Genomic DNA, 20,921 nt, shown 5'->3' on the forward strand with positions numbered 1-20,921 from the left:
CGCCGCCGAGGTCTTGACTCATTCCAAACAAGAGCGGTACCTTGACGGGGTGTCGTCAACGGCGGCGCAGTGCGCGGCGCAGCTGCGAATGGTCGATTTGCGAGTGACCCGGCCGAGGGTCGCCGTGCTGGAGGCGGTGCATCTCCATCCGCATGCCGACACCGAGACGATCTTGTCTGCGGTACGCGGCGCTCTGCCCGACGTCTCCCGCCAGGCCGTGTACGACGTGCTCAACGCGCTGACCGCGGCCGGCTTACTTCGGCGGATCCAACCATCAGGCATGGTTGCCCGCTATGAATCTCGGGTCGGCGACAACCACCATCACATCGTGTGCCGGTCCTGTGGCGTCATCGCCGATGTCGATTGTGCGGTCGGTGGTGCGCCCTGCCTGACTCCTTCCGACGACGACAACGGGCTGGATGGTTTCGTTCTCGACGAGGCCGAAGTCATCTACTGGGGTCTATGCCCCGAGTGCTCGACCGCAGATTCCGGATCACAGCCGTGATCACCGGCCGATTCAACTATCTCTGAAAGGAACACCGTGTCATCCGATACAATCCACAAGGGCAGCGAAAGTGAAAACCCGGTGATCGATGCGCCGGAGCCCAAATCGCATCCGCCGCTGACGAACCGGGACTGGTGGCCCGACCAGATCGACGTGTCGACACTGCACCCGCACTCCCCGCAGTCCAACCCGCTCGGCGACGACTTCGACTACGCCGCGGAGTTCGCCAAGCTCGACGTCGACGCCCTCAAGGCCGACATGATGGCGCTGATGACCGACTCGCAGGACTGGTGGCCCGCCGACTACGGCACCTACGGTGGCCTGTTCATCCGGATGAGCTGGCACGACGCCGGCACCTACCGCATTCACGACGGCCGCGGCGGTGCCGGCCAGGGAATGCAGCGCTTCGCCCCGATCAACAGCTGGCCCGACAACGTCAGTCTGGACAAGGCGCGCCGGCTGCTGTGGCCGCTCAAGAAGAAGTACGGCAACAAGATATCCTGGGCGGATCTGATCGTCTTCGCCGGCAACTGCGCCCTGGAGTCGTTCGGGTTCAAGACCTTCGGCTTCGCCTTCGGCCGTGAGGATGTCTGGGAACCCGAAGAGATCCTCTGGGGCGAAGAGGACAAATGGTTGGGTACCGACAAGCGCTACTCCGGTAAGCGCGATCTGGCCCAGCCCTACGGCGCGACCACCATGGGTCTGATCTACGTCAACCCGGAAGGCCCCGAGGGTAAGCCGGATCCGGTCGCGGCGGCCATCGACATCCGCGAGACGTTCGGCCGGATGGCGATGAACGATGTGGAGACCGCCGCACTCATCGTCGGTGGCCACACCTTCGGCAAGACCCACGGCGCCGGCGACGCCGATCTGGTCGGCCCCGAGCCGGAGGCCGCCCCGATCGAACAACAAGGCCTGGGCTGGAAGAGCTCCTACGGCACCGGCAAGGGTAAAGACGCCATCACCAGCGGCCTGGAGGTGGTCTGGACGCCCACTCCGACCAAGTGGGACAACACCTTCCTGGAGATGCTGTACGGCTACGAGTGGGAGCTCACCAAGAGTCCGGCCGGGGCTTGGCAATTTGTGGCAAAGGACGGCGCCGGGGCGGGCACCATCCCCGACCCGTTCGGCGGACCGGGTCGCGCCCCGACGATGCTGGTTACCGACATCTCGATGCGTGAGTCCCCGATCTACCGCGACATCACGCGCCGGTGGCTCGACCATCCCGAGGAGCTGGACGATGCGTTCGCCAAGGCGTGGTACAAGCTGCTGCACCGCGACATGGGACCGATATCGCGTAACCTCGGGCCGTGGATTCCCGAGCCCCAGCTGTGGCAGGACCCCGTTCCGCCGGTGGACCATGAGTTGGTCGACGACAAAGACGTTGCGGCGCTTAAGAAGAAGGTGCTCGAGTCCGGACTCTCCGTTCCTCAGCTGGTCAAGACCGCATGGTCGGCGGCGGCGAGCTACCGCAACACCGACAAACGCGGTGGCGCGAACGGCGGGCGGTTGCGCCTTGAGCCGCAACGGAGTTGGGAGGTCAACGAACCCGCCGAACTGGACAAGGTTTTACCGGTTCTCGAGAAGATCCAGCAGGACTTCAACGGCTCGGCGGCCGGCGGCAAGAAGATCTCACTGGCCGACTTGATCGTGCTGGCCGGATCTGCGGCGGTGGAGAAGGCGGCTAAGGACGCCGGATACGAGATCTCGGTGCACTTTGCGCCCGGGCGTACCGACGCCTCGCAGCAGAACACCGATGTCGAGTCGTTCGCGGTGCTCGAACCGCGGGCCGACGGGTTCCGCAACTACATCCGTTCCGGCGAGAAGGCACCGCTCGAGCAGTTGCTGGTGGAGCGGGCGTACCTGTTGGGCGTGACCGGGCCGGAGATGACGGTCCTCGTTGGTGGCCTCCGTGCTCTCGGGGCAAACCACGGCGGCAGCAAGCATGGCGTGTTCACCGACAAGCCAGGCGTGTTGACCAACGACTTCTTCGTCAACTTGGTGGACATGGGTAACGAGTGGAAGGCATCGGAGGCGGCCGAGAACGTCTACGAGGTAGTTGACCGGGCCTCGGGCGCTCTGAAGTGGACCGCGACCGCCAACGACCTTGTGTTCGGGTCGAACTCGGTGCTGCGCGCGTTGGCCGAGGTCTACGCACAAGACGACGCTAAGGGCGAGTTCGTCGAGGACTTCGTCGCGGCGTGGGTCAAGGTCATGAACAGCGACCGGTTCGACCTCAGGTAACAGCTGGAGTGAGACGCCACCCCGCGAGCCACCAGTCTCGCGGGGTGGCGCTTTCGGACTATGGCACGTTCCTCGGCGGCCATTACAAGGGCGTCTTCGTCGGAGCGCCGCTCGCCGAGAGCTACACTGGCGGTCATGGCCATCGAATCAACCATGCTTGCGCTCGGCACTCCCGCACCGCATTTCGCCCTGCCCGAGCCGGCCACCGGAGACACCGTCAGCCTGGATCAGCTCGCGGGACCCGCGCTAGTCGTCACCTTCATCTGCAACCACTGCCCGTACGTCAAGCACGTCGCCGCTGGTCTCGCCGTGCTGGGTCGAGATGTCCACGATCAGGGCGTCTCAATGGTCGGGATTTCCAGCAATGACGTGGCCACCTACCCGCAAGACGGGCCTGACGAGATGGTTGTCGAGGCTCGCCGCTATGGCTGGACATTTCCTTACCTCTACGACGAAACCCAGGACGTCGCCCGCGCGTTCTCGGCGGCCTGCACGCCCGACACATTCGTCTTCGATGGTGAGCGCCGACTCGTCTACCGCGGGCAACTCGACAACTCCCGGCCCGGCAACGATCTACCGGTGACGGCCGCTGACGTCCGGGCTGCGGTCGACGCCGTGTTGGCCGGCCGGCCGGTCGATACCGACCAGCGGCCGTCGATCGGTTGCGGCATCAAGTGGCGTTGAGCCTCAACGGTATCCGCGTTTCAGCAAATGACGGGCGCCTGCGTTCATGGCTTCGGGGCTCGCGATGGCAAAGCCGAACGCGTTAGCCAGTCGGTCGGTGATATTGAAGGCAAGCGCGACCGCTAAGGCGTCCTTGATCCGTTGGGGAGACACCGAGGCGTCTAAGACAGCTCGGATGTCTTGCGCCGCAATGCTGTTTTGTTCGGTGAGCTTGCCGAGCATGCGCAGCGTCGCGCGGAGTGGTTCGTCGATCGGCGCGGCATCCAGATCGGCTAGCGCGCTGGCGACCTTCGTTTCGTCGCCGTACCACATCGACGATGTGGCGCTGTGCGCCGAGACGCAGAATGGGCACTCATTGGCCTTGGAGACGTAGGCGGCCATCAGCTCGCGATCGCCGATCGACCACTCTGACTGTCCGCGCATCGCTTCGTGGGTGAGCGGGCCACCGCCGTAGAACTTCGGGGCGATAGAGCGCGAGCTTGACGGCGTCGACAACGGGCTGGCCGGAAAAAACCCGGATGAGCGCCAGTATCACCTTGGTGTGCAAGCGATGACCCCGGTCGAGTATTTCCAGTCTCATGGTTCAGGCGTTTCTTCGGTTGCGCCGGCCAAGGCTGCCAGTGCGCTGGTGTACTGACGGCTCGCCTGCCCGACTGCGGCACATACCACGATTTCGAAGATCTGGTCCTCGGTGAGGCCCGCCTCGCCGACGGCGGCGAGATCCTCATCGGTGACTCTCGGTAGGCGTGGTTAGCCACTTTTTCGACCAGTGTGCGAATGGGCTCGTCGAGGCCGGCATTCTCGAACGCGGCGACCCGCAGCTCGGCTGTCGCTTTTCGGCTACCATCCCGCACGCGGGCGACGAGCTCGCGATGCAACTGGGCTATCTCGACCATAGGTCCAACCTCCCTCGCGGTACGGTACCGCCGATGAAGTTTGTGGTGGCAGGGTCCGCAATGCGTCACCGCGGCCCGTGACATTGCCGCTTCGATGACAACATCCGCCGAAAGCGTCGCCCGCGCCGCCGATCTTCTCGAAGCCGCGGCGCTATCCGCCTAATTCGCCGGCGATCCCGCGTTCGATGCCGGCCTGGGTTGTCGCGGGCAATACGATGAGGCCGTCGAGCTCTCTGCGTGCGCGGTCATAGGCATTCTGGCGTTCCTGCGGCGTTGCAGCGGAGTCGGAGGCCACGCGCAACAGATTTTCAGCGCGGGCAATTCGCTGCTGTCCGTCCTGTGAAAAGTCATTTCGGCGCTTACGTTTCGCCTCTGACTCAGCGATGTTGAACGCCGTCACATAGTCCTCAACAGCGGCCAAGTAACGCGCCGCCGCGTCGCCGTCATCGAGGAGATCTTCGGCTTTGGTCGGGCGCAGGAAGTCTGCCCGCAGTTTGGCTTTGTGAAAGCCGATCGTCAGCGGATTGCGCATGTCGGTCATCAGCGGGAAATCGAGCAGTCTGGCGAAGTCGAGTTCGTACTCCAGCCAACGGGTGTCTGTTCGGTCGTGCTCTCGAAGCACGCGGGTGAGCGACCGCCATTGGGCGGCTTGAGTGCCGTCGGTGCGGCCCCGATCGGGGCCAGCTGGGTTGTCGGCTGGGCGCCTATTGCCGGAGAACGCCCGTATCGCCGCGATGATCATGCCCGCCAGCGGGACGATCACGATGAGAAACTCCGCCAACCGGAACAGCAGGCCCATACGACCAGGATGCCACCGGAATTTGGGAATCATCGCGCAAGGTCCCACTGTCCGAAATCGGGAGCAAGGACCTGGTCGACATCGACGTGGATGCCGTCGATCAGCGGACCCGGCTTCGACGCGGTGTTGACCGCACTTTGATAAAGCACCGCCGCGGGCTCGGGTGAACCGTGAGACCAGGCGCTGGTCTGCCATGCCCAGCTGCGCCCCGCGGTGGTCGACGCGCCGATTACGCCGTCGCCGATTGCCCATGCGCAGGCGCGGGAATGCCCGTAGATTCCGGTGCGGCTCACGCCCAGCACCGAGGTGATTCCTCGAAACCACTGAACTGCCGGGCCTTTCCAGGTGTCGAGGTCGATATCCTCGTCAATACTGAAGAAGATCGGTGCTGAACTCGGCCCCCCGGCCGCCGCGTGTAGCCGCAAGGCAGTCCGGGCGTCCGCCACGCCGCCGTCATACCCGCGGGTGAAATCCGACGGATCCGGCCAGCCGGGCTTGCCGTACTGGTAGTTGCTGACGATGTGAAGACCCGCTGCTCGCGCCGCATCCGCAAATTCACGGGTGACGGGCTTGAAATCGAAGTTTGCGCCAGGCCGCGACTCCGATACATAGACCACGGCCCCGTCATAACCCGCGGACTTGATTCGATCCGGCTGAACCAGCCGCTCAGTGAAATCGATCAGCTTCATGTCGGCAGCCGACGCCTGCTGCTGGACCAGTGGCGTGGCCAGCGGCCCCAGGCCGAGCGCAACCGGCACCAATGCAAACTTGATGGCGTCGCGGCGCGAAACGGATCGCTGGCTGTTCACGGGCTCAGTGGGTAAACAGAGCAGTCGCGCTCCAGGCTTTTCTGCCCGGGTGCCGTGGATTCTGGCTGGGGCACCCATACAACCGGTCGCATGAACATCGGCAAGCGCCGAAAACGGTTGGCGGCCATCAGCAGAGGTTGGACATCGAGCGAGCGCCAGCCCAGATCTTCGAAGTAGGCCAACCCGTTCTCGGGCGCGAACTCGAACGGCGCATTCTGCAGCATGCCGGCCACCTTCTTGTTCATCATCTTTTTCAGGCCAGGCCCGGCGAAGTCGAGCATCCACCAAGTCACCTCCGGTGCAACGCCGTCCACCGGGCAGTATCCGAAACGTGGGTGATGTAGTGCCCAGTCTCTGACATACGTTGCGTTATAGCACCGACCGCTGGTGGAAACAGGTCGGGGTCGTGTAGATCGAGTCCTGTGGACGATCCGGCCGTCAGGTCTTTCGGTGCGCTCCGCGAAGCGATAGCCCGGCGGTTGTATCGCCGATCGGTGGCCGTGGGGCAAATCACGGTGCCGGCCGAACCCAGCTTGATCGACGAAGTACGTCAAGATGTGCGACAACCTGTTTGTCAGCGTCGGCGTCCAGTACTCCCCCGAGGAATTCGCTCAGCTGAGGACGGTGCTATACAGCCAATTGCAGGAGGCCTACCGGACCTCGTCACGTTCCAACATTGTCATCTCGTTTCGTGCGCCGTTCGGCTCGGCCCTGAATTATCGAGCCAACGTGGAATCGGTGACGATCGCCGGCGCGTACGACGGCTGGGTGGGAAATCGCGAGGGATCGCTGTTCGGCATCGAACCGGACGCGCGGGTGTCGGCGCTAGCCGGCGAAACCGCCGAAGCTCGCCCACATCATCCGATCGGAGGCGAACGCGAATCCCTCGACGTCCGCGTCATCGAGCGTGATGTGTTCGCGACGTTGGACGGTATCCCCTGCGACTATCAGCGGATTGTGGCCTCCGAGTTGGCGCCCGACTTCCGGACGACGCAGCAGCTGCGCGGCCTGTTCGAACTCGCCGCCGCGCATTGCCTGGCCCCCGGCGGGCGACTGTTGTTCAACACTTTCGCGCCACGAGAAGGTTATGTTCCCGACGATGCCGCCCGTGAACTCGGCCAGCAGTGCAGCACCATGATTTTCACCTGCTACCTCGCCGTCAGCCCGTTCATGCGCGGCTACGACCCCACAGCGATCCCGGATCACGACGCAGATCAAGAGACCTCGGCTCGTGATCCACTTGCGTTGATTGAGGCACTCGGTGCCCGTGACGCCGCCGTCATCGGCCACGATTGGGGAGCTTCGGCCGCCTACGGCGCCGCGGCACTCGATCCCGATCAAGTGAAAAAGCTGTTGGTCATTGGCATTCCGCACCCGGGGGCGTTGAAACCGTCGCTCAAGAAGCTGTGGGGTGTCCGCCACTTTTGTGGCATACAAGCTGCCCGGGGCGCCGAAACGCTTTGCGCGCAATGACTTTGCGGCACTTCCCGCGATTTATCGATGATGGTCGCCGGACTGGACTCCCGAGCAGGAGGAGTTCGACGCCCTTCGCGCGAGCTTCTCGAACCCGGCGAGCTTGAACGCCGCATTCGGCTACTACCGGAAGCTCTCGCCAATACCGGGCGCGTCGCTACGGGCGCGGATCACCGTGCCGACGGTGGTCTTTGCCGGGCTTACTGATCCAATCGTCATACCGTCGGACTACCGAGGCGCTGCCCGGACGTTCGAAAGCGACTACGTCGTCGAAGAAGTGCCCGGCGGCCACTTCATGCATCGGGAGCACGCCGGCGTGTTCGCCGAACGGCTGCTGGCTCACCTATAACGTGAGCCAGCCGGCTGCTATCGTGCTGTGTGCCTATGCCCGAGGTGACTTCTCTGACGGTTGGGAGGAAAGCGACGGCCGAACATGACCGCACCCTATGCAACGACACCGACAAAACCCGCCAGGCCACGTTATTCACGGGTCCCGATCCCCCCGACGGCTGAAGCGGCCAGTCCCCTCGGCGCGTACTGATGGATCGTCGCTCGATGATGTTGATGACCGGGTTCGGCTTGCTGGCAGCCGCGGCCCCGCTTCCCGAGGCCCGCGCGTATCCCTGGCCACCGACGGCCCCAGCAGGTTCCTACCTTTTCCACGACGAGTTTGACGGTCCGGCCGGTTCGGCGCCAGATTCGTCCAAGTGGGCGGTGGCGAAAGCCCGCGAGACGATCAAGGACCCGACGTACTGGGAGCAGCCGGAGAACATCGGGCAGTACCGCGACGATCGCCACAACGTTTTCCTCGACGGCAACTCCAACTTGGTCCTGCGTGCCGCCCAAGACGGACCCACCTACTACAGCGGCAAGGTTCAAAGCCTGTGGCGAGGCGGCGTCGGGCACACCTGGGAATCCCGGATCAAGCTCAATTGCCTGACGGCCGGCGCCTGGCCCGCCTACTGGCTGGGCAATGAAGACCAGGGCGAAATCGACGTCATGGAGTGGTATGGCAACGGCAACTGGCCGTCGGCCACCACCGTTCATGCCAAAGCCAACGGTGGCGAATGGAAGACGCACAACATCGCGGTGGACAGCGCCTGGCACACCTGGCGCACCCAGTGGGACGACACCGGCATCCGGTTCTGGAAGGACTACGTCGACGGCGCGCAACCGTACTTCGACGTGCCGGCGAGTTCGCTACCGGACTGGCCGTTCAACCGGCCGGGCTACACCGCTTTTACCGTGTTCAACCTTGCGGTCGCCGGTTCCGGCGGCGGCGATCCCGGATCCGGAACCTATCCCGCGGACATGCTGGTCGACTGGATACGTGTCTGGTAAGGCCGGACGCGTCCCGTCGCCAGATCAGCCGCTCAGTAGTTGTTGCAGCTGGTGGCGATTTGGCCGATCAGGCCGATGTATTGCGCAGCCCCAGGCATGCCCGAGGCCTGCTGAGCCATCTGCGCGCGCTGAGGCGGCGGTGAGGCGAGGAAGGAACGCAACCAGCCCTGCGCCATCGGCGACGAATTGAACTTCGCTGCGGCGGCCGGCGATTGCGCATTCAGGGCCGCAACTACCTGCGGGTAACTGCAGGTCGTGTTGATTGCCGGATCAAGAGCGGGGTCTGCGGAGGCGACCCCGGCACCAGCAACCAACAACAACGCCAGAGCGCCGACTGCAGCAGCCAGCTTAGTGAACGACCGCGTGACCATATGTGGGCACCTTCCAAGCTATGTACCGCCGGACTTCGGCGCAGAGGCCACCAGTTTACCGGAACTGATGGAGGCGCGGCTCGCTCAAAGACTTGGCGGCGTTGCGCGGAGCCGAGAATGCTGCGGCCCGGCGCGGACTAATGTCTGGTCATGGACGACACGACCAAGCCGTCTGTCATGCGCCCGACCCGCAATCTGGCGGTGGATTTCTACCGCGTATCGGGCGTAGTCCTGATCGTGCTGGGCCACTGGCTCGCCGGGTCGGTGACCTATCACGACGGCCATTTCGGTCGCCAGAACCCTCTGGTCGACATGCCCTGGACTCAATGGCTGACGTGGCCTTTCCAGGCCGTGCCGACATTCTTCCTGGTCGCCGGCTACGCCGGCGCGGTGTCCTGGGACCATCGGCGTGATGCCGAGGGAATGGCGCGTCAGACGTGGGTGCGACATCGACTTGCCCGGGTGCTCGGACCGACAACCGTCTACGTCGCGCTGATTTCGGCGGTTGTGGTTGTCCTGGAGCTGCGCCACGTCGGCGGGTCCACACTGGAATACGCCGGTTGGGCAGTGGCGATGCATCTGTGGTTCCTCGCCGTCTATCTGGTGGTGGTTTCCTTGACGCCGGTTGCGATTGCCGCACAACGGCGTTGGGGACTGTTGGTGCCGGCGGTGCTCGCGGTGGGAGTCGTTGCGGTCGACGCCGTCTCGCTCGGCGGCCACTTCCCCTACCTGCGACCGCTGAATTACCTGCTGTGCTGGGGCGCGCTGTATCAGCTCGGAATCGCTTGGCGCGACGGGCTATTAGTCGGCCGCCGACCCGTGCTGCTCGCCGGTGGATCGACCGTCGCGCTGGCGCTGCTGATCCTTGCGGGCCCCTATCCGGTCAGCATGATCGGCGTGCCGGGCCAACCCGTGCAGAACTCCGACCCGCCCTCGGTGGCAATGCTGGCGTTTGCTTGCACGCAAGCAGGACTGGTGATAATCATTGCGCCCGCGCTCAACCGTGCGCTGCGCGCCGGTTTTGTCCAGCGGATACTGTCGATAGCCAATAGCAACGTGATGGCTCTTTACCTGTGGCACATGATTCCGGTCGTGATCGTGGCGATGGTCGGCTACCCCGCCCGACTCTTGCCCCAACCGATCGAGGGCACGGCGCAGTGGTGGCTAGCCCGGCTGGCATGGGTGGTCGTCCTCAGCCTGGTGACAGCGGCCGAGATGGTGCTGTTGTACTGGGGCCGGCGCGTTTGCGCGGCGCCGCTCGCCATCCTCGAGACGCCGCTGCCCGATCGGCGGGCCGAACCGATCATGCTGGCGGGTGCCGCGACGGCGGCCTACGGCCTGGCGTTTATCGCCGCGAAAGGGTTCGCTCCCGATGGGCATTTTCCGTGGCTGACCGTGTTGATTTTTGCCGTCGGCGTGCTGCTGGTGGCGCTTGGGCCGGTAGAGGTCCGCGAGCCGCGACGCTATTAGGCCGCGCTGAGCGCAGCCAGTGCCGCATCGTAATTGGGCTCGTTGGCAATCTCTGGCACCAGCTCCGAGTAGGCGACGTTACCGTCGGCGCCGATCACCACGACGGCCCGGGCCAGCAGCCCCGCGAACGGACCGTCGGCGATGGTGAGGCCGTAGTCCTGCCCGAAGCTGTCACGGAACGCCGACGCAGTCTTCACGTTCTCGATGCCCTCGGCACCGCAGAACCGCGCCTGCGCGAACGGCAGGTCTTTGGACACGCACAGCACGGACAGCCCGCTTGCGGCGGCGCGTTCGTTGAAGGTGCGCACGCTGGCGGCGCATACCGGTGTGTCGATTGATGGAAAGATGTTCAACAACAGAGGCTTACCGCCGAACTGGTCGTTGCTGACTGGTGACAGGTCGGATCCGGTGAGAGTGAAGGCAGGAGCCGGGGATCCGACGGCAGGCAACTCGCCAACGGTATTGATCGGGTTTGAACGCAAGGTTATCTGTGCCATCCGGACAGTCTGCCAAGCTCGCCAGGCCAGCCTGAGGCCGGGCCGGTGTCAGCCGTAACAGACCGCTCACGCCCAGCTCGACAAGACCGAATTGCGCCTCGTGCGCGTGCGGCCAGGCCGTCTCCTATATCGTCGAATTGTGCCGGACATGAATCGACGCAACATGTTGTTGACGACGGGGATGGGCATGCTTGTCGCTGCAGCCGCAGGCCGCATCCCGGAAGCGCACGCTAACCCGATGCATGCGGCGCCGCCGACAGCGCCCGCAGCGGGACCCGCCGGGCCGTATATCTTCCAGGACGAGTTTGACGGTCCTGCCGGCCAAGGCCCCGATCTGTCGAAATGGACGGTACAGACCTGGCAGGAGGACGTATATCCGCCGGTCGAGGGGATATACCGCGCTCAAAACGTGTTCCTCGACGGTAATTCCAATCTCGTCCTTCAGGCCAGCAAGGAAAATGATCAATACTTCAGCGGCAAATTACGCGGCAATTGGCGGGGCCAAATCGGTACCACCTGGGAATCGCGGATAAAGCTGGATTGTTTGTACCCGGGGCTTTGGCCGTCATTCTGGACTGTCAACGAGGATCCGGTACCAGACGGCGAGGTCGACATCTTCGAGTGGTACGGCAACGGCCAATGGGCCCCGGGCACCACGGTCCATGCGGCATCCAATGGGAAGACCTGGGAGGGGAAATCGATTCCCGGGATGGTCGACGGCGCTTGGCATACTTGGCAAATGCTTTGGGATACAGACGGTTTCAAATTCTCGCGGGACGGCGCAGAGTACTTCCACGTTCCGCCGAAGCCGATCCACGTCCACGGTGGTGCGCCGGACGACTTCCGGTGGCCGTTCAACAATCCCGGCTATTGGATGTCTCCGATGTTCACGCTTGCGGTCGGCGGGGTTGGTGGGGGTGATCCTGCACTCGGTACCTTCCCGTGCGAAATGCTCGTCGACTACATCCGGGTTTGGTAACCGGCCGTCACCGGGTCGCCTTGATCACCTGAACCAGGTTGAACTGCCAGCGCTCGACCAGCTGGAAGCCCAGCTCGTGCGGAACCGCGAAAGCCGGGGTCGCTCCGAAACCTTCGCCCGGTGGAAGCGTTGACGCTTGCTCACGATCGGGCCTCGTCTTGTCGGCCTGGGTGATGATCCACACCACGCGGCAATGGCTCAGCGGTTTGGCGACAACTTCTGGGATGAGGTTGGTGTCGAAGACGTCGTTGCGGTCCGTCGCTCGCTGCCACAGGGTGAGGTCGATCAACTTCCGGTAGGCATTCGGGCGCGCCGCCATCAGTGGGCGCATGGGGGCGGGCATAAACGTCACCGTGTCGTTGACGAGTAAGCAATCACCCGGCGCCCCCTTCGCCGTGATCAGATCGGCGATCTGGCTGTAGTCCATACCGTACTTCGCGTACTGATTACGTTGTGCCAGAATGTAATTCGGTGCAGCGACGATAGCGAGAAGGCTGATGAGCGCCGCCGCTGCCCACGGTGTGACGGCCAACACGCCGATGCAGACGCCCAGCACCAGCGCGACACCGGGTGCGGTGAAGGCCAGGTAGCGCGGCGTGTAGATGGGGTGAATCAGGGCGGAGTAGCTGACGAGCACCGCGGTCGGTATCACAAGCCAGGCAATCGCTAACCTCAGCAGCTGCCGATCTGCCTGTGCGAAGTGCGCGGATGTGAAGCGCCACACGGCAATAGCCGCGGCTACGATCAGCGCTGAGAGAATCGTAAACGGTGGGCTTCGTTCGAAATACTGTTGAATCGCCACGTCTTCGAGCGTGCGGCGCCCAATCGGCGCGATCCAGCTGATCTGACGCGCCTGGCCAATTGCGACCACCAAAAACGGGGCGATTGCGCAACCCGCCAAAACCGAGGTAAGCGCGAACCGCGTTACGACGGTTCGGCCGGGCCGAAAGACATAGATGACAACGACGTGGACCAACGACAGCAGCAGGAGGTACACGTCGAGCAGGACCGATGCCGCTAAGACAATCCCGTAAGGCAGCCACGCCCATGCGTTGTTACGGCGTGCGGCATAGACGAGCGCTACGGTCAGCCACACGGCCGCCATCATCGAAAGGGCATACGGTCGAGCCTCGATACCGGCCCACGTCGCCCGAGGCAAGATTGCACACACGACTCCGGAGGCCACGGCAACGGTTCGGGACGACAACTGCTTGCCCAGCACAACGATTCCGGCCGCGGCGCCTCCGATAGCCAAACCGCTTGGTACGCGGGACCAGAATTCCGTGGGCGGGAAAATTTCAAACCAGCCGTGCATGAACAAGTAGTACAGACCTTCGACGGCGTCCACGTCGCCCAACATCTGCCACAGCTGACTCAGAGAACGACTGTAGGAGGCCGAAATCGTGGCGGCCTCGTCGTACCAGAATGACGGACGGCTTGCGCCGGCCAAGCTCACGGTGGCGGCCAACACTGCAACGATCAGCGGGTCCAGAAAAAGTCGCGGCAGTGTTGCGATCAGGCGTCGTGGATACCCGCTGAACACCTCGCCATGGTGCCAGACGGCAGCGCCGCGATCCTGCTATGGTGCCGTGGCGTGCCGGAGATGAATCTGCGCGTCTTCTAACGAGCCGCACGCACCTTGTACGTCGACGGCCACGACTGTCGGGTGTCGTCGCCCATCAGCGGTGTGCCCATGCTTCCGACTTTGACGTCGTAGGCCTGCTCTCCTGGCCCGACTTCGCGGTTGGCGTGTTCCTGCGCAAGGTAGTACAGCTCGTCGATAGTGGCCTCGCCGTAAGCTGCGCCGACGGGACCCGCTACAGTTCCAACTATCGGCTGGCCACCACCTTGTGCGACCCGCGCCGCCATCCCGCCCGCCGGCTCATCGGGTTCTACCGCGAACGCTGGGAACACGAGATCGCCTACCTGGCGCTGCGCCACACCCTCGCCGACGGCCAGCGTGCTGCGCTCGACCGACCCGGCCGGACGGCAACAAGAAATGTGGGCGCTGCTCACCGTCTACCAGGCGATCCGCCGGGCCATGGTCACCGCGGTCGAATCCCGACCCGGCACCGATCCAGACCGTGCCAGCTTCACCACCGCCCTCGAACCGCCAAAGACCTGCTGATCACCGCCGCCAACGCCACCGATGACCTCGATCCCGTCGGCCACATCGGCCAGGCCGCGCTCGCCGACCTGCTCCCGCCGCGGCGACCACGCACCAGCGTGCGCAAGGTCAAATCCCCACTATCGCGCTACAACAAGAAAGACCCCTACCGGCCCGAACCCAGCACCCCCATCACCAGCATCACCGCCACCGACCCCGACCTCAAACACGCAACACAACAAGCGAAATCGTTGACAACAGCCCTCGGGCGTTAACTACCCGGCATTGCCCCCAGCAGTCGCGTTGCGGAGAACCTTAGACCTGTCGGGCGACGCGCGGCCAGGGCATCCGCGACTAGCTCACGCGTACTGCTCGATCACGGCCACCCGCCGCAGCCCACTCCATTGACGCAACCGCCGCCTCCGCCCGGTCCGCCACTGCCGCCGCCAACGCCGGGGATGCTCCCACCCCCGCCGCCCGGTCCGCCGCCGCCGGTCGGACCGCCGGGGATGCTTCCGCCGCCGCCGCCCGGTCCGCCGCCGCCGGTCGGACCGCCAGGCCCACCACCGCCGGGGGCCGGCGCAGGCGCGGGCGCCACGCTCGACGAAGGAGTCGTTGTGGTGGTGGTGGTGGTTGTCGTCGTGGTCGTTGGACCGCCTTTGTGGCCACCGCCGCAGCCAACCGCCAACACCAACATGGCCGCACCGCCGAACAATGCCATCGTTGTCCGAGCTTCAGACTTCATGCGCAGATCCCCAATCCCATCAGGTGCACCTGCTGATACCCTGGACGGCGATGTGCGAAACGCGTCGAATATCTAGCTGCGCCCAGATAGCTGAGCACGCATCAGCGGAGCGATCTTCTCCGCCATATACGCATGTCCGGCGTCATTGGGATGTATACCGTCGGGGCCGAGCAGGTCGGGCCTGCCTACGAACCAGCCTTCGCTGATCGGGTCGACGAACGTTGCTCTGGCCCATTCGGCCTGGCGGTTGAGGGTGTCGCGAACGTACAGGACGTCGAATGGCGGATCGGCCGTCGGCCACGGCGGTCCGATCACCAGCAACTTCGCTGAGGGCGCGCTGCGCCGCGCCAGATCGAAGGTGTCGTGCGCCATGCCTGCCAACTGCATGGGATCCACGCCCTCGTCATTGCGGGACCCGAAGAACACCACCAGCGCATCGTCGGGATGGACCGCTCTACCGGTGAGGTCCTCGAAGACGCTGCCGTGGTCGCCGCGCACGACATAGCCGGCTCGGCCCTCGGAGGCGACATCGGGCGAAATCTGAACTCCTTGGCGAGCGAGTGTCAGCCAGGTGCGGCTGGTCCACGCATTCTGGCCCTGCCCGCCTTCCTCGGTGCCGTTGGTGTAGGAGTCACCGACCACCGCGACGTGATCAATCGGGGTGCCGCGGGCCGTGGTGCGGTACGGAGACACCGGAGCCGTGCAGTAGCTGATCATGCCCCCGGCAACGGCCAGGCAGATGACGAACGTGACTAGACGACCCACTGCTACCTCCACTGTCCACCTCTCGGCCGCGTGCGCCGCAAGTGAAGCCCCCATATCGTCGACGGACGCAGGAACCGAAGGTCCTGCGCCATAGGGAATCGTACTTGACCAATCTGCGGCACAGCCGGGTTCGTCTCCGGAACCGATTGCCTAGCCGGCGCGCGCCGAAATCGACTTCGGCCGTCCATCGAGGGCGCCGTCGATCGATTGAAGTTTGCCGATGATGGGAGGAGGGGCTGGATCGGTCCGGGCATCAGCGTTCGGGTCGCGAAAGTCGACCATCCTGCGCATCCAGTGGCGAGCGGGTTCTTCAACGAAGTGAAACAGCACGATCGCGGTGCCGATGGTGATCGCGAGCAGCCCGGCGACGATGAGCTTTCCGCCATTGCCGTGCAGCGTCAGCTGGAACTGCTCGGCGGCCCAAATCCACGCCGTGTGCACCAGCTCGTGAACCATGTACACGCAAAACGAGATTTGCCCGCCGAAGACCATCAACCGGGTGGACAACAGGGCCGGAAAGCTGCCGACCCCGATCGCCAGCGTCATCACCAGCGGCACGAACAGCACATCAACCAGCCCACCGGTGTCTTGCACACCGTGCAAGGGATGCCCGTCGAACAGGTACAGCAGGCCGACGATGGCGGCGATCAGCAGCACCGAAACGTACCCGGCGACACGGCGGCCCCGATCGCTCGGGCGCAACCTCGTGACGGCGGCCGCGACCAGTGCGCCGGCCGTGAATTGCATGACGATGCGTGGCAACCAGCTCCACGGCGTGTAGAACTGGCCGCTCACCAGCAACATCACCACCGGCGGCAGCGACGCAGCAACCGCCAGCCACATCAGGCTGCGTGCCCTCGTCGCGTGTGCCGCCCGGAAGATGACCAGCACCAGCACGCCGAACAGCAGGTAGGCCAGCCACTCGGCGCTGATCGACCACGCGGGCCCGTCCCAGCTCGACCCGTCGAAGAACGGCTGGAACCACAGCTGAACCAGCAGGACCTGACGCACGTAGCTGACCGCGCTGAACCCGCTCAGGTCCTGCCACGGCACGTGACCGACGTGCAGGGTAAAGATCACCCACAGCGCCGCCAGGTGCAGCGTGACCAGGTACACCGGCCAAACTCTGGCCAGCCGCAGCCACAGAAAGTGCAGCGTAGACCGCGTCGACCAAGACCAGCCCATTCGATCGAGGTAGTTCCAGGTCAGCACGAACCCACTGAGAATGAAGAACAGGTCGACGCCCTGCGCTCCGCAATTGAGTACTGGCGAGAGCGCGTCCCGGAACCGGGGCATCGCGTCCTGCAGCAGCGGGCGGAAGTGAAACAGCACCACCCACACAGCGGCGGTGATGCGAAGTCCGGTGAGGGCCCTTATCTCTCCGCTGCGCACAACGCTCTTCCCGTCAGGCCAGTTGTCTTCATTCGACACTGCCGCTTCATCTGTGCCATTGCGCCACCTGTCCGAGCGGTCGAACTTCATGCGACGCGACAAAGCGACGGCGATGGGAGGGTATCAAGGCCATCGCTCGAATGGCGAGTCGTCGACCCGGTGTGGCACCTGAGAATTGCGTATAAGCACGGGTTTTGCGCATTATGCCGGGCGATGACATTCGGTATGCGGTGACCGAAAACGAGGATTTTCCGCCATGCCACTGACTACTCGGATCACGAAATTCTTCGGGATTGAACACCCGATCCTGCTGGCGCCGATGGCCATGGTCCTGTCGTTCGGTGAGTTGCGGCAGTTCGCCGACCGCGTTCGTGCGGCCGGAGTTCCGCTGATCGCGCAGGTGCAGACGCTCGAGCAGACCCGCCGGGCTCTCGACGTCGGCGCAGACATCGTCGCGGCTCAGGGTGGAGAGGCGGGCGGGCACGGAACGAGTGTCCGCTCGACATTCACCCGGGTGCCCGAGATCGTTGACGTCGTCGCCGAGCGTTCGCCCGAAACGCCGGTACTCGCTGCTGGCGGTGTCGTCGATGGCTCGGGGTCTGGTGGCGGCTCTGGCGCTGGGTGCAGACGGCGTGCTGGCGGGTACCAGGTTCTGGGCTGCCGCAGAGGCGCTTGTTTCGCCGCGAGCACAGCAGCGGGCAGTCGAGGCCGAAGGCGACGACACCTTTCGCCAATGACCATGGATCCATCGACCGCGCGTTTGTCGGGCGGCTTGGCGAGTCGTTCACCGATCCCGAAATCCTTGAGCTCCCGCCATGTTTGGCGGTTTTCCTGGGCCTGGGACGGTCGTTGACTGTGCTGGGAGTCGATCAGTCCTGCGCGATCGAACTGTAAGCGACAGGAAAGAATGGACATCGCGTCGGTTGACGAATTGCTCACCGCAACCCGCTCGGTGCCCAAGCGACTTGACCTGACTCGGCCGGTGGGTCGTGACGTGATCTTGGAATGCCTGCAAGTGGCAATGCAGGCGCCCACGGCGAGCAACGCGCAGGACTGGCGGTGGCTTGTGATCACCGACGCGGACAAGCGCGCGGCGATCGCCGAAATCTACCGCAGCATCGGCGTTGAGTATCTGGCTCACGCGGCTGCGACGGAGTCACGATCCGCAGACCCAACGGGTGTACCGCAGAGCGCTGAGCCTGACTGAAACGCTCGCCGAAGTTCCGGTGCACGTCATCCCGTGCCTGCAGCGCCGATTTGATGGTGGTCAAGCCGCTGACCTGACGATGCCCCCGTCGGCGGCCGGTCGGCACGTCATCGGCGGCGTACTGGCCGGTAGCTGAAAAACGTTTCTTACCAAAGTATTAAAGGCTGCACCCAGTGACCTTAAAGTAACCGATTAGCGTTTCAAACATATTGCAGCAAGAGCGTGTGGTAACTGGGGGCCTGATGAACAAGTCGATCGACACTGCAGCTTCGTACTTGGTGCCTCGTTACGCCCATCTTCCGTTCGACTGCAACGGCGCGGCGGTGCGGGCGCAGTGTCGTCACCTGGCAACGGTCGTGACTATCAGCGGTGTGGTCGACGCGGTGAATGTCGACCAGGTCAGCGAGTACTCCAAGCGCTTCATCCTGCCCGACAAGCCATTTGTCCTCGATCTTTCCGGTGTGAATTGCTTTGCAGCGCAAGCTGTTCCGCTTCTTTACCAGATGGATGACGTGTGCGGCGCCGCCGGATTGGAGTGGTCGGTTGTCCCCAACCAAGCGGTAACCACGGCGCTACTGGTCACCCACGAGGAATCCAGCTTCCCCGTCGTCGGCTCGGTGCACGAGGCGCTGCAGTACTTCGCTGATGCCACGTCGGCGCGCCGCCGGTTGCTGTTGCCGCTGCTCACCAAAACCGCCTAGCGGCGCGGGTCAGGCTCGGGCGCGCCCAGCGCAAACCCCGTATGCTGCTATTTGTGAGTTCGAAGACTGCTGTCGCCGTCGCGGCGCTCATTGCGCTGACCTGGGGCGCGGTCGCCGGTCTTGCTCGCGCCGATCCCCCTGCACCGGCTCCCGCGCCAGCGCCGGCCGCGGCAAAGACGAGCATCGACCACGACGGTACGTTCGCGGTGGGAACCGACATCGTGCCCGGCACCTACACGTCCGCCGGACCGCAAGGTAAGGGCGTCTGCTACTGGAAACGGCTCGCCGGCGATGACGGCAAACAACTGGTCGATAACGCGATGACCAAAAAGCCGCAGATCGTGCGGATCGACCCGACCGATAAGGCGTTCAAGACCGACGGTTGCCAGCCGTGGCAGAGGAACGACGCTGCGGTCCCCGACCCGGGCAAGACGCCGGCCGAGGCAGGCCTCCCGTTAGTTATCCTCGGCTCGCTTCTAGGCGGAGCACCACCTCCGAACCCTTAATGGCTTAGCCGGTAGGGCAGCGTGGCGGGTATGGAGACCCTCGAGTACGCCCCCGGTCGTTGGCAGATGTTTCCGGCGGACCCGCACAACGGACCGTGTTGTTGTGGCACGGCCAACAGGCCGATGCCGGAGCCGCTGTCCGGCCACTCGCCGAGCTGCTGATCGACCACGCTTTGGGCGTCGTCGCCCCGGACTGGAACTCACATGCCGACGATGGCGGGCGTGCCGATCTGGTGCGCTCGGTGGTTTTGCCCGCGAGCGCGTTGACGAACCCGATGACCTGGTGCTTGTGGGCCGGTCGATGGGCGGTGCAGCGGCGGCAGGGCTGGCGATTCAGGCGCGACGAGCTGACGTTGGTTTTGCGCACACGGTTTGCCTCGCCGGGGCGTTCATGGTCACCGACCCGATCTTCGGTCGAGTTCGGGCTAGCCAGCTCGAGCTCGGTCTGCGAAGCTGCCCGTTTACTCTGCTGCACGGCCTATCCGACGATGTCATTCCGGTCGCGCGGTGAGCCGCGAGTTCGCCTCGGCCCTGCGGCGGAAACACTGGCCGGTAAAGGTGGCCGAACTGCCGGCCGACCACGGATCAATCGCGGGCGCCAGTTACGACACCGACGCCGGCCGCTACGTCGCAGCTGACGATCTGAAGACGTTGGCCGTCGCGGCCGACGTGGCAGCTCGCATCGCCGCCGTAACGGTTAGCCAGTCGCGCAACTTCGTGTAGACGGCCGGATGGTTCAGTAGGTCGAAGTGGTTCAACCCGGTCAGCGTCAGCCCTTGGTCTGCGTCGAACGGAATACGCCGCGACCTGCCGCGGCCGGCTGCGCTCTCCGATCGGACGAGGTGATTACCAGCGGTCGTCCCGAGCAGCGGCGGGGCGACGGTTGCCGCCACGAAGTGGTATGGGGCATGAGGCTAGAACGGCACCTCCTGGCAACGGTCGTGGAGGAACTGGTCGAGGTCGGCGTCGCACCAGTCCTCGTCGAGGCAGGCGCCGAAGCGCAGATCCTTGATGCCGTCGCTGCGAGCGTTCAAAAATGTTGCGATTGCTCGGGTCTCGGGCAGCCGTGCCAACGCCCACGACGCGATGTTCACGCCATTTTTCCAAGTCGGCCCCCGGATGCGGTGAGCCAAGGCGCACGACATGACTGATCGCGTCGGTCCAGCCATGCTGTTGCTGGGCGCCGTAATGGCAAGCGCTGCGCGCAACCAGACCGCCCATCGAGTGGCCGACCAGCACGCGCTCGGTGATGGACACCGGTCATTGGCTGTGCAGCCGGTCCAGTATTTCGGCGAGCGTTCGGCCGTTGACCGAGACGTGCGAACCGGGCTGAAACCCAAGTCGTGGTGCAACCGTTCGCCGTAGCTTCGGCGGTCGCCTCCCTCCGAGCCGTCGCGTGGCTGCCGAGACCATGACCGCTCGGTAAGGCA

At 64.3% G+C, this 20,921-nt stretch carries 22 protein-coding genes and 5 pseudogenes; 15 read left to right on the plus strand and 12 right to left on the minus strand.

The window, feature by feature from the left end; translation table 11 throughout:
- Positions 1-88: 88 nt before the first annotated feature.
- From M5I08_RS16045 to M5I08_RS16055, 3 genes are all read left to right on the plus strand, one after another.
- The gene (locus M5I08_RS16045) at positions 89-505 is read left to right on the plus strand and encodes a Fur family transcriptional regulator (protein WP_219068481.1); all 417 of its coding nucleotides are present in this window, start codon (positions 89-91) and stop codon (positions 503-505) included.
- 36 nt (positions 506-541) lie between these two features.
- The gene (gene katG, locus M5I08_RS16050) at positions 542-2,749 is read left to right on the plus strand and encodes a catalase/peroxidase HPI (RefSeq protein WP_249762827.1); all 2,208 of its coding nucleotides are present in this window, start codon (positions 542-544) and stop codon (positions 2,747-2,749) included.
- Between the two features lie 135 nt (positions 2,750-2,884).
- Positions 2,885-3,433, plus strand: a complete 549-nt coding sequence (locus M5I08_RS16055; RefSeq protein ID WP_219068449.1) for a thioredoxin family protein — start codon at positions 2,885-2,887, stop codon at positions 3,431-3,433.
- 3 nt (positions 3,434-3,436) lie between these two features.
- On the opposite strand, the gene M5I08_RS16060 is transcribed toward M5I08_RS16055, so the two are convergent.
- The 4 genes and pseudogenes from M5I08_RS16060 to M5I08_RS16075 form a co-directional block, all read right to left on the minus strand.
- Positions 3,437-3,814: a carboxymuconolactone decarboxylase family protein gene (locus M5I08_RS16060; RefSeq protein WP_249762828.1), complete on the minus strand. Its 378-nt coding sequence runs from the start codon at positions 3,812-3,814 to the stop codon at positions 3,437-3,439.
- Positions 3,815-4,480: 666 nt separating this feature from the next.
- Positions 4,481-5,128, minus strand: coding sequence for a hypothetical protein (locus M5I08_RS16065; protein ID WP_219068450.1), 648 nt, complete (start codon positions 5,126-5,128; stop codon positions 4,481-4,483).
- Between the two features lie 29 nt (positions 5,129-5,157).
- Positions 5,158-5,817 (minus strand): DUF1906 domain-containing protein, encoded by a 660-nt coding sequence (locus tag M5I08_RS16070; protein WP_249763379.1) that lies wholly within the window; start codon positions 5,815-5,817, stop codon positions 5,158-5,160.
- Positions 5,818-5,941: 124 nt separating this feature from the next.
- Positions 5,942-6,236, minus strand: a pseudogene (locus M5I08_RS16075) (class I SAM-dependent methyltransferase); the annotation flags it as partial.
- Positions 6,237-6,492: 256 nt separating this feature from the next.
- Here M5I08_RS16075 and M5I08_RS16080 point away from each other — a divergent pair.
- The 3 genes from M5I08_RS16080 (at position 6,493) to M5I08_RS16090 (ending at position 8,751) form a co-directional block, all read left to right on the plus strand.
- Positions 6,493-7,410, plus strand: coding sequence for an alpha/beta fold hydrolase (locus tag M5I08_RS16080; RefSeq protein WP_219068453.1), 918 nt, complete (start codon positions 6,493-6,495; stop codon positions 7,408-7,410).
- Between the two features lie 103 nt (positions 7,411-7,513).
- Positions 7,514-7,759, plus strand: coding sequence for an alpha/beta fold hydrolase (locus tag M5I08_RS16085; RefSeq protein ID WP_219068454.1), 246 nt, complete (start codon positions 7,514-7,516; stop codon positions 7,757-7,759).
- Between the two features lie 191 nt (positions 7,760-7,950).
- The gene (locus M5I08_RS16090) at positions 7,951-8,751 is read left to right on the plus strand and encodes a glycoside hydrolase family 16 protein (RefSeq protein WP_219068455.1); all 801 of its coding nucleotides are present in this window, start codon (positions 7,951-7,953) and stop codon (positions 8,749-8,751) included.
- A gap of 32 nt (positions 8,752-8,783) precedes the next feature.
- Here M5I08_RS16090 and M5I08_RS16095 read toward each other — a convergent pair whose 3' ends face one another.
- Positions 8,784-9,122 carry a hemophore-related protein gene (locus tag M5I08_RS16095; protein ID WP_219068456.1) on the minus strand — a complete coding sequence of 113 codons (339 nt, stop codon included), beginning with the start codon at positions 9,120-9,122 and terminating at the stop codon, positions 8,784-8,786.
- A gap of 150 nt (positions 9,123-9,272) precedes the next feature.
- On the opposite strand from M5I08_RS16095, the gene M5I08_RS16100 reads away from it, so the two are divergent.
- Positions 9,273-10,592, plus strand: coding sequence for an acyltransferase family protein (locus M5I08_RS16100; protein WP_249762829.1), 1,320 nt, complete (start codon positions 9,273-9,275; stop codon positions 10,590-10,592).
- Here the strand turns inward: M5I08_RS16100 and tpx are convergent.
- Complete coding sequence (tpx, locus tag M5I08_RS16105) at positions 10,589-11,089, minus strand: thiol peroxidase (protein WP_219068457.1); 501 nt, start codon at positions 11,087-11,089, stop codon at positions 10,589-10,591. The genes M5I08_RS16100 and tpx overlap by 4 nt on opposite strands.
- 148 nt (positions 11,090-11,237) lie before the next feature.
- Between tpx and M5I08_RS16110 the strand changes: the two genes are divergently transcribed.
- Positions 11,238-12,068, plus strand: coding sequence for a glycoside hydrolase family 16 protein (locus tag M5I08_RS16110; protein ID WP_219068483.1), 831 nt, complete (start codon positions 11,238-11,240; stop codon positions 12,066-12,068).
- Positions 12,069-12,075: 7 nt separating this feature from the next.
- Here M5I08_RS16110 and M5I08_RS16115 read toward each other — a convergent pair whose 3' ends face one another.
- Together M5I08_RS16115 and M5I08_RS16120 are read right to left on the minus strand one after the other, a co-directional pair.
- Positions 12,076-13,611, minus strand: coding sequence for a glycosyltransferase family 39 protein (locus M5I08_RS16115; protein WP_249762830.1), 1,536 nt, complete (start codon positions 13,609-13,611; stop codon positions 12,076-12,078).
- A 77-nt stretch (positions 13,612-13,688) separates the two neighbouring features.
- Positions 13,689-13,868: pseudogene (locus M5I08_RS16120) on the minus strand (hypothetical protein); the annotation flags it as partial.
- Between M5I08_RS16120 and M5I08_RS16125 the strand changes: the two are divergent.
- A complete protein-coding gene (locus M5I08_RS16125; protein ID WP_370328674.1) occupies positions 13,818-14,450 on the plus strand; it encodes a hypothetical protein in 633 nt (210 codons plus the stop codon). The pseudogene M5I08_RS16120 and the gene M5I08_RS16125 sit on opposite strands and share 51 nt — an antisense overlap.
- A gap of 101 nt (positions 14,451-14,551) precedes the next feature.
- Here M5I08_RS16125 and M5I08_RS16130 read toward each other — a convergent pair whose 3' ends face one another.
- The 3 genes from M5I08_RS16130 to M5I08_RS16140 form a co-directional block, all read right to left on the minus strand.
- Positions 14,552-14,920: a hypothetical protein gene (locus M5I08_RS16130; RefSeq protein ID WP_219068459.1), complete on the minus strand. Its 369-nt coding sequence runs from the start codon at positions 14,918-14,920 to the stop codon at positions 14,552-14,554.
- Positions 14,921-14,992: 72 nt separating this feature from the next.
- Positions 14,993-15,739 carry an Rv0518 family GDSL lipase gene (locus tag M5I08_RS16135; protein WP_370328494.1) on the minus strand — a complete coding sequence of 249 codons (747 nt, stop codon included), beginning with the start codon at positions 15,737-15,739 and terminating at the stop codon, positions 14,993-14,995.
- Positions 15,740-15,835: 96 nt separating this feature from the next.
- A complete protein-coding gene (locus M5I08_RS16140) occupies positions 15,836-17,077 on the minus strand; it encodes an acyltransferase family protein (protein ID WP_219068486.1) in 1,242 nt (413 codons plus the stop codon).
- A gap of 256 nt (positions 17,078-17,333) precedes the next feature.
- Here M5I08_RS16140 and M5I08_RS16145 point away from each other — a divergent pair.
- The 5 genes and pseudogenes from M5I08_RS16145 to M5I08_RS16165 form a co-directional block, all read left to right on the plus strand.
- Positions 17,334-17,811, plus strand: a pseudogene (locus M5I08_RS16145) (nitronate monooxygenase); the annotation flags it as partial.
- A 173-nt stretch (positions 17,812-17,984) separates the two neighbouring features.
- Positions 17,985-18,339, plus strand: a pseudogene (locus M5I08_RS16150) (nitroreductase family protein); the annotation flags it as partial.
- Between the two features lie 187 nt (positions 18,340-18,526).
- Positions 18,527-18,985: an STAS domain-containing protein gene (locus tag M5I08_RS16155; protein ID WP_219068460.1), complete on the plus strand. Its 459-nt coding sequence runs from the start codon at positions 18,527-18,529 to the stop codon at positions 18,983-18,985.
- Between the two features lie 53 nt (positions 18,986-19,038).
- Positions 19,039-19,491, plus strand: coding sequence for an Rv1352/Rv1906c domain-containing protein (locus tag M5I08_RS16160; protein ID WP_370328495.1), 453 nt, complete (start codon positions 19,039-19,041; stop codon positions 19,489-19,491).
- Positions 19,492-19,521: 30 nt separating this feature from the next.
- Positions 19,522-20,214 (plus strand): annotated as a pseudogene (locus tag M5I08_RS16165) (alpha/beta fold hydrolase).
- A gap of 123 nt (positions 20,215-20,337) precedes the next feature.
- Here the strand turns inward: M5I08_RS16165 and M5I08_RS16170 are convergent.
- Positions 20,338-20,712 carry a hypothetical protein gene (locus M5I08_RS16170; RefSeq protein ID WP_249763381.1) on the minus strand — a complete coding sequence of 125 codons (375 nt, stop codon included), beginning with the start codon at positions 20,710-20,712 and terminating at the stop codon, positions 20,338-20,340.
- Between M5I08_RS16170 and M5I08_RS16175 the strand changes: the two genes are divergently transcribed.
- A complete protein-coding gene (locus tag M5I08_RS16175) occupies positions 20,635-20,856 on the plus strand; it encodes a hypothetical protein (RefSeq protein ID WP_249763457.1) in 222 nt (73 codons plus the stop codon). The genes M5I08_RS16170 and M5I08_RS16175 overlap by 78 nt on opposite strands.
- The last annotated feature ends 65 nt before the right edge of the window (positions 20,857-20,921 follow it).

Origin of the sequence: Candidatus Mycobacterium methanotrophicum (assembly GCF_023515995.1) — a bacterium.
Lineage (GTDB): Bacteria > Actinomycetota > Actinomycetes > Mycobacteriales > Mycobacteriaceae > Mycobacterium > Mycobacterium methanotrophicum.

Bases quoted from the DNA above. Each gene is read 5' to 3' on its own strand.
- M5I08_RS16135 (WP_370328494.1), bottom strand. From the start codon at position 15,739: ATGGGGGCTTCACTTGCGGCGCACGCGGCCGAGAGGTGGACAGTGGAG.
- M5I08_RS16060 (WP_249762828.1), bottom strand. From the start codon at position 3,814: ATGGCCGCCTACGTCTCCAAGGCCAATGAGTGCCCATTCTGCGTCTCG.
- tpx (WP_219068457.1), bottom strand. From the start codon at position 11,089: ATGGCACAGATAACCTTGCGTTCAAACCCGATCAATACCGTTGGCGAG.
- M5I08_RS16175 (WP_249763457.1), top strand. From the start codon at position 20,635: ATGACTGATCGCGTCGGTCCAGCCATGCTGTTGCTGGGCGCCGTAATG.
- M5I08_RS16155 (WP_219068460.1), top strand. From the start codon at position 18,527: ATGAACAAGTCGATCGACACTGCAGCTTCGTACTTGGTGCCTCGTTAC.
- M5I08_RS16045 (WP_219068481.1), top strand. From the start codon at position 89: ATGGTCGATTTGCGAGTGACCCGGCCGAGGGTCGCCGTGCTGGAGGCG.
- M5I08_RS16095 (WP_219068456.1), bottom strand. From the start codon at position 9,122: ATGGTCACGCGGTCGTTCACTAAGCTGGCTGCTGCAGTCGGCGCTCTG.
- M5I08_RS16065 (WP_219068450.1), bottom strand. From the start codon at position 5,128: ATGGGCCTGCTGTTCCGGTTGGCGGAGTTTCTCATCGTGATCGTCCCG.
- M5I08_RS16130 (WP_219068459.1), bottom strand. From the start codon at position 14,920: ATGAAGTCTGAAGCTCGGACAACGATGGCATTGTTCGGCGGTGCGGCC.
- M5I08_RS16090 (WP_219068455.1), top strand. From the start codon at position 7,951: ATGGATCGTCGCTCGATGATGTTGATGACCGGGTTCGGCTTGCTGGCA.
- M5I08_RS16100 (WP_249762829.1), top strand. From the start codon at position 9,273: ATGGACGACACGACCAAGCCGTCTGTCATGCGCCCGACCCGCAATCTG.
- M5I08_RS16110 (WP_219068483.1), top strand. From the start codon at position 11,238: ATGAATCGACGCAACATGTTGTTGACGACGGGGATGGGCATGCTTGTC.
- M5I08_RS16170 (WP_249763381.1), bottom strand. From the start codon at position 20,712: ATGGGCGGTCTGGTTGCGCGCAGCGCTTGCCATTACGGCGCCCAGCAA.
- M5I08_RS16055 (WP_219068449.1), top strand. From the start codon at position 2,885: ATGGCCATCGAATCAACCATGCTTGCGCTCGGCACTCCCGCACCGCAT.
- M5I08_RS16070 (WP_249763379.1), bottom strand. From the start codon at position 5,817: ATGAAGCTGATCGATTTCACTGAGCGGCTGGTTCAGCCGGATCGAATC.
- M5I08_RS16080 (WP_219068453.1), top strand. From the start codon at position 6,493: ATGTGCGACAACCTGTTTGTCAGCGTCGGCGTCCAGTACTCCCCCGAG.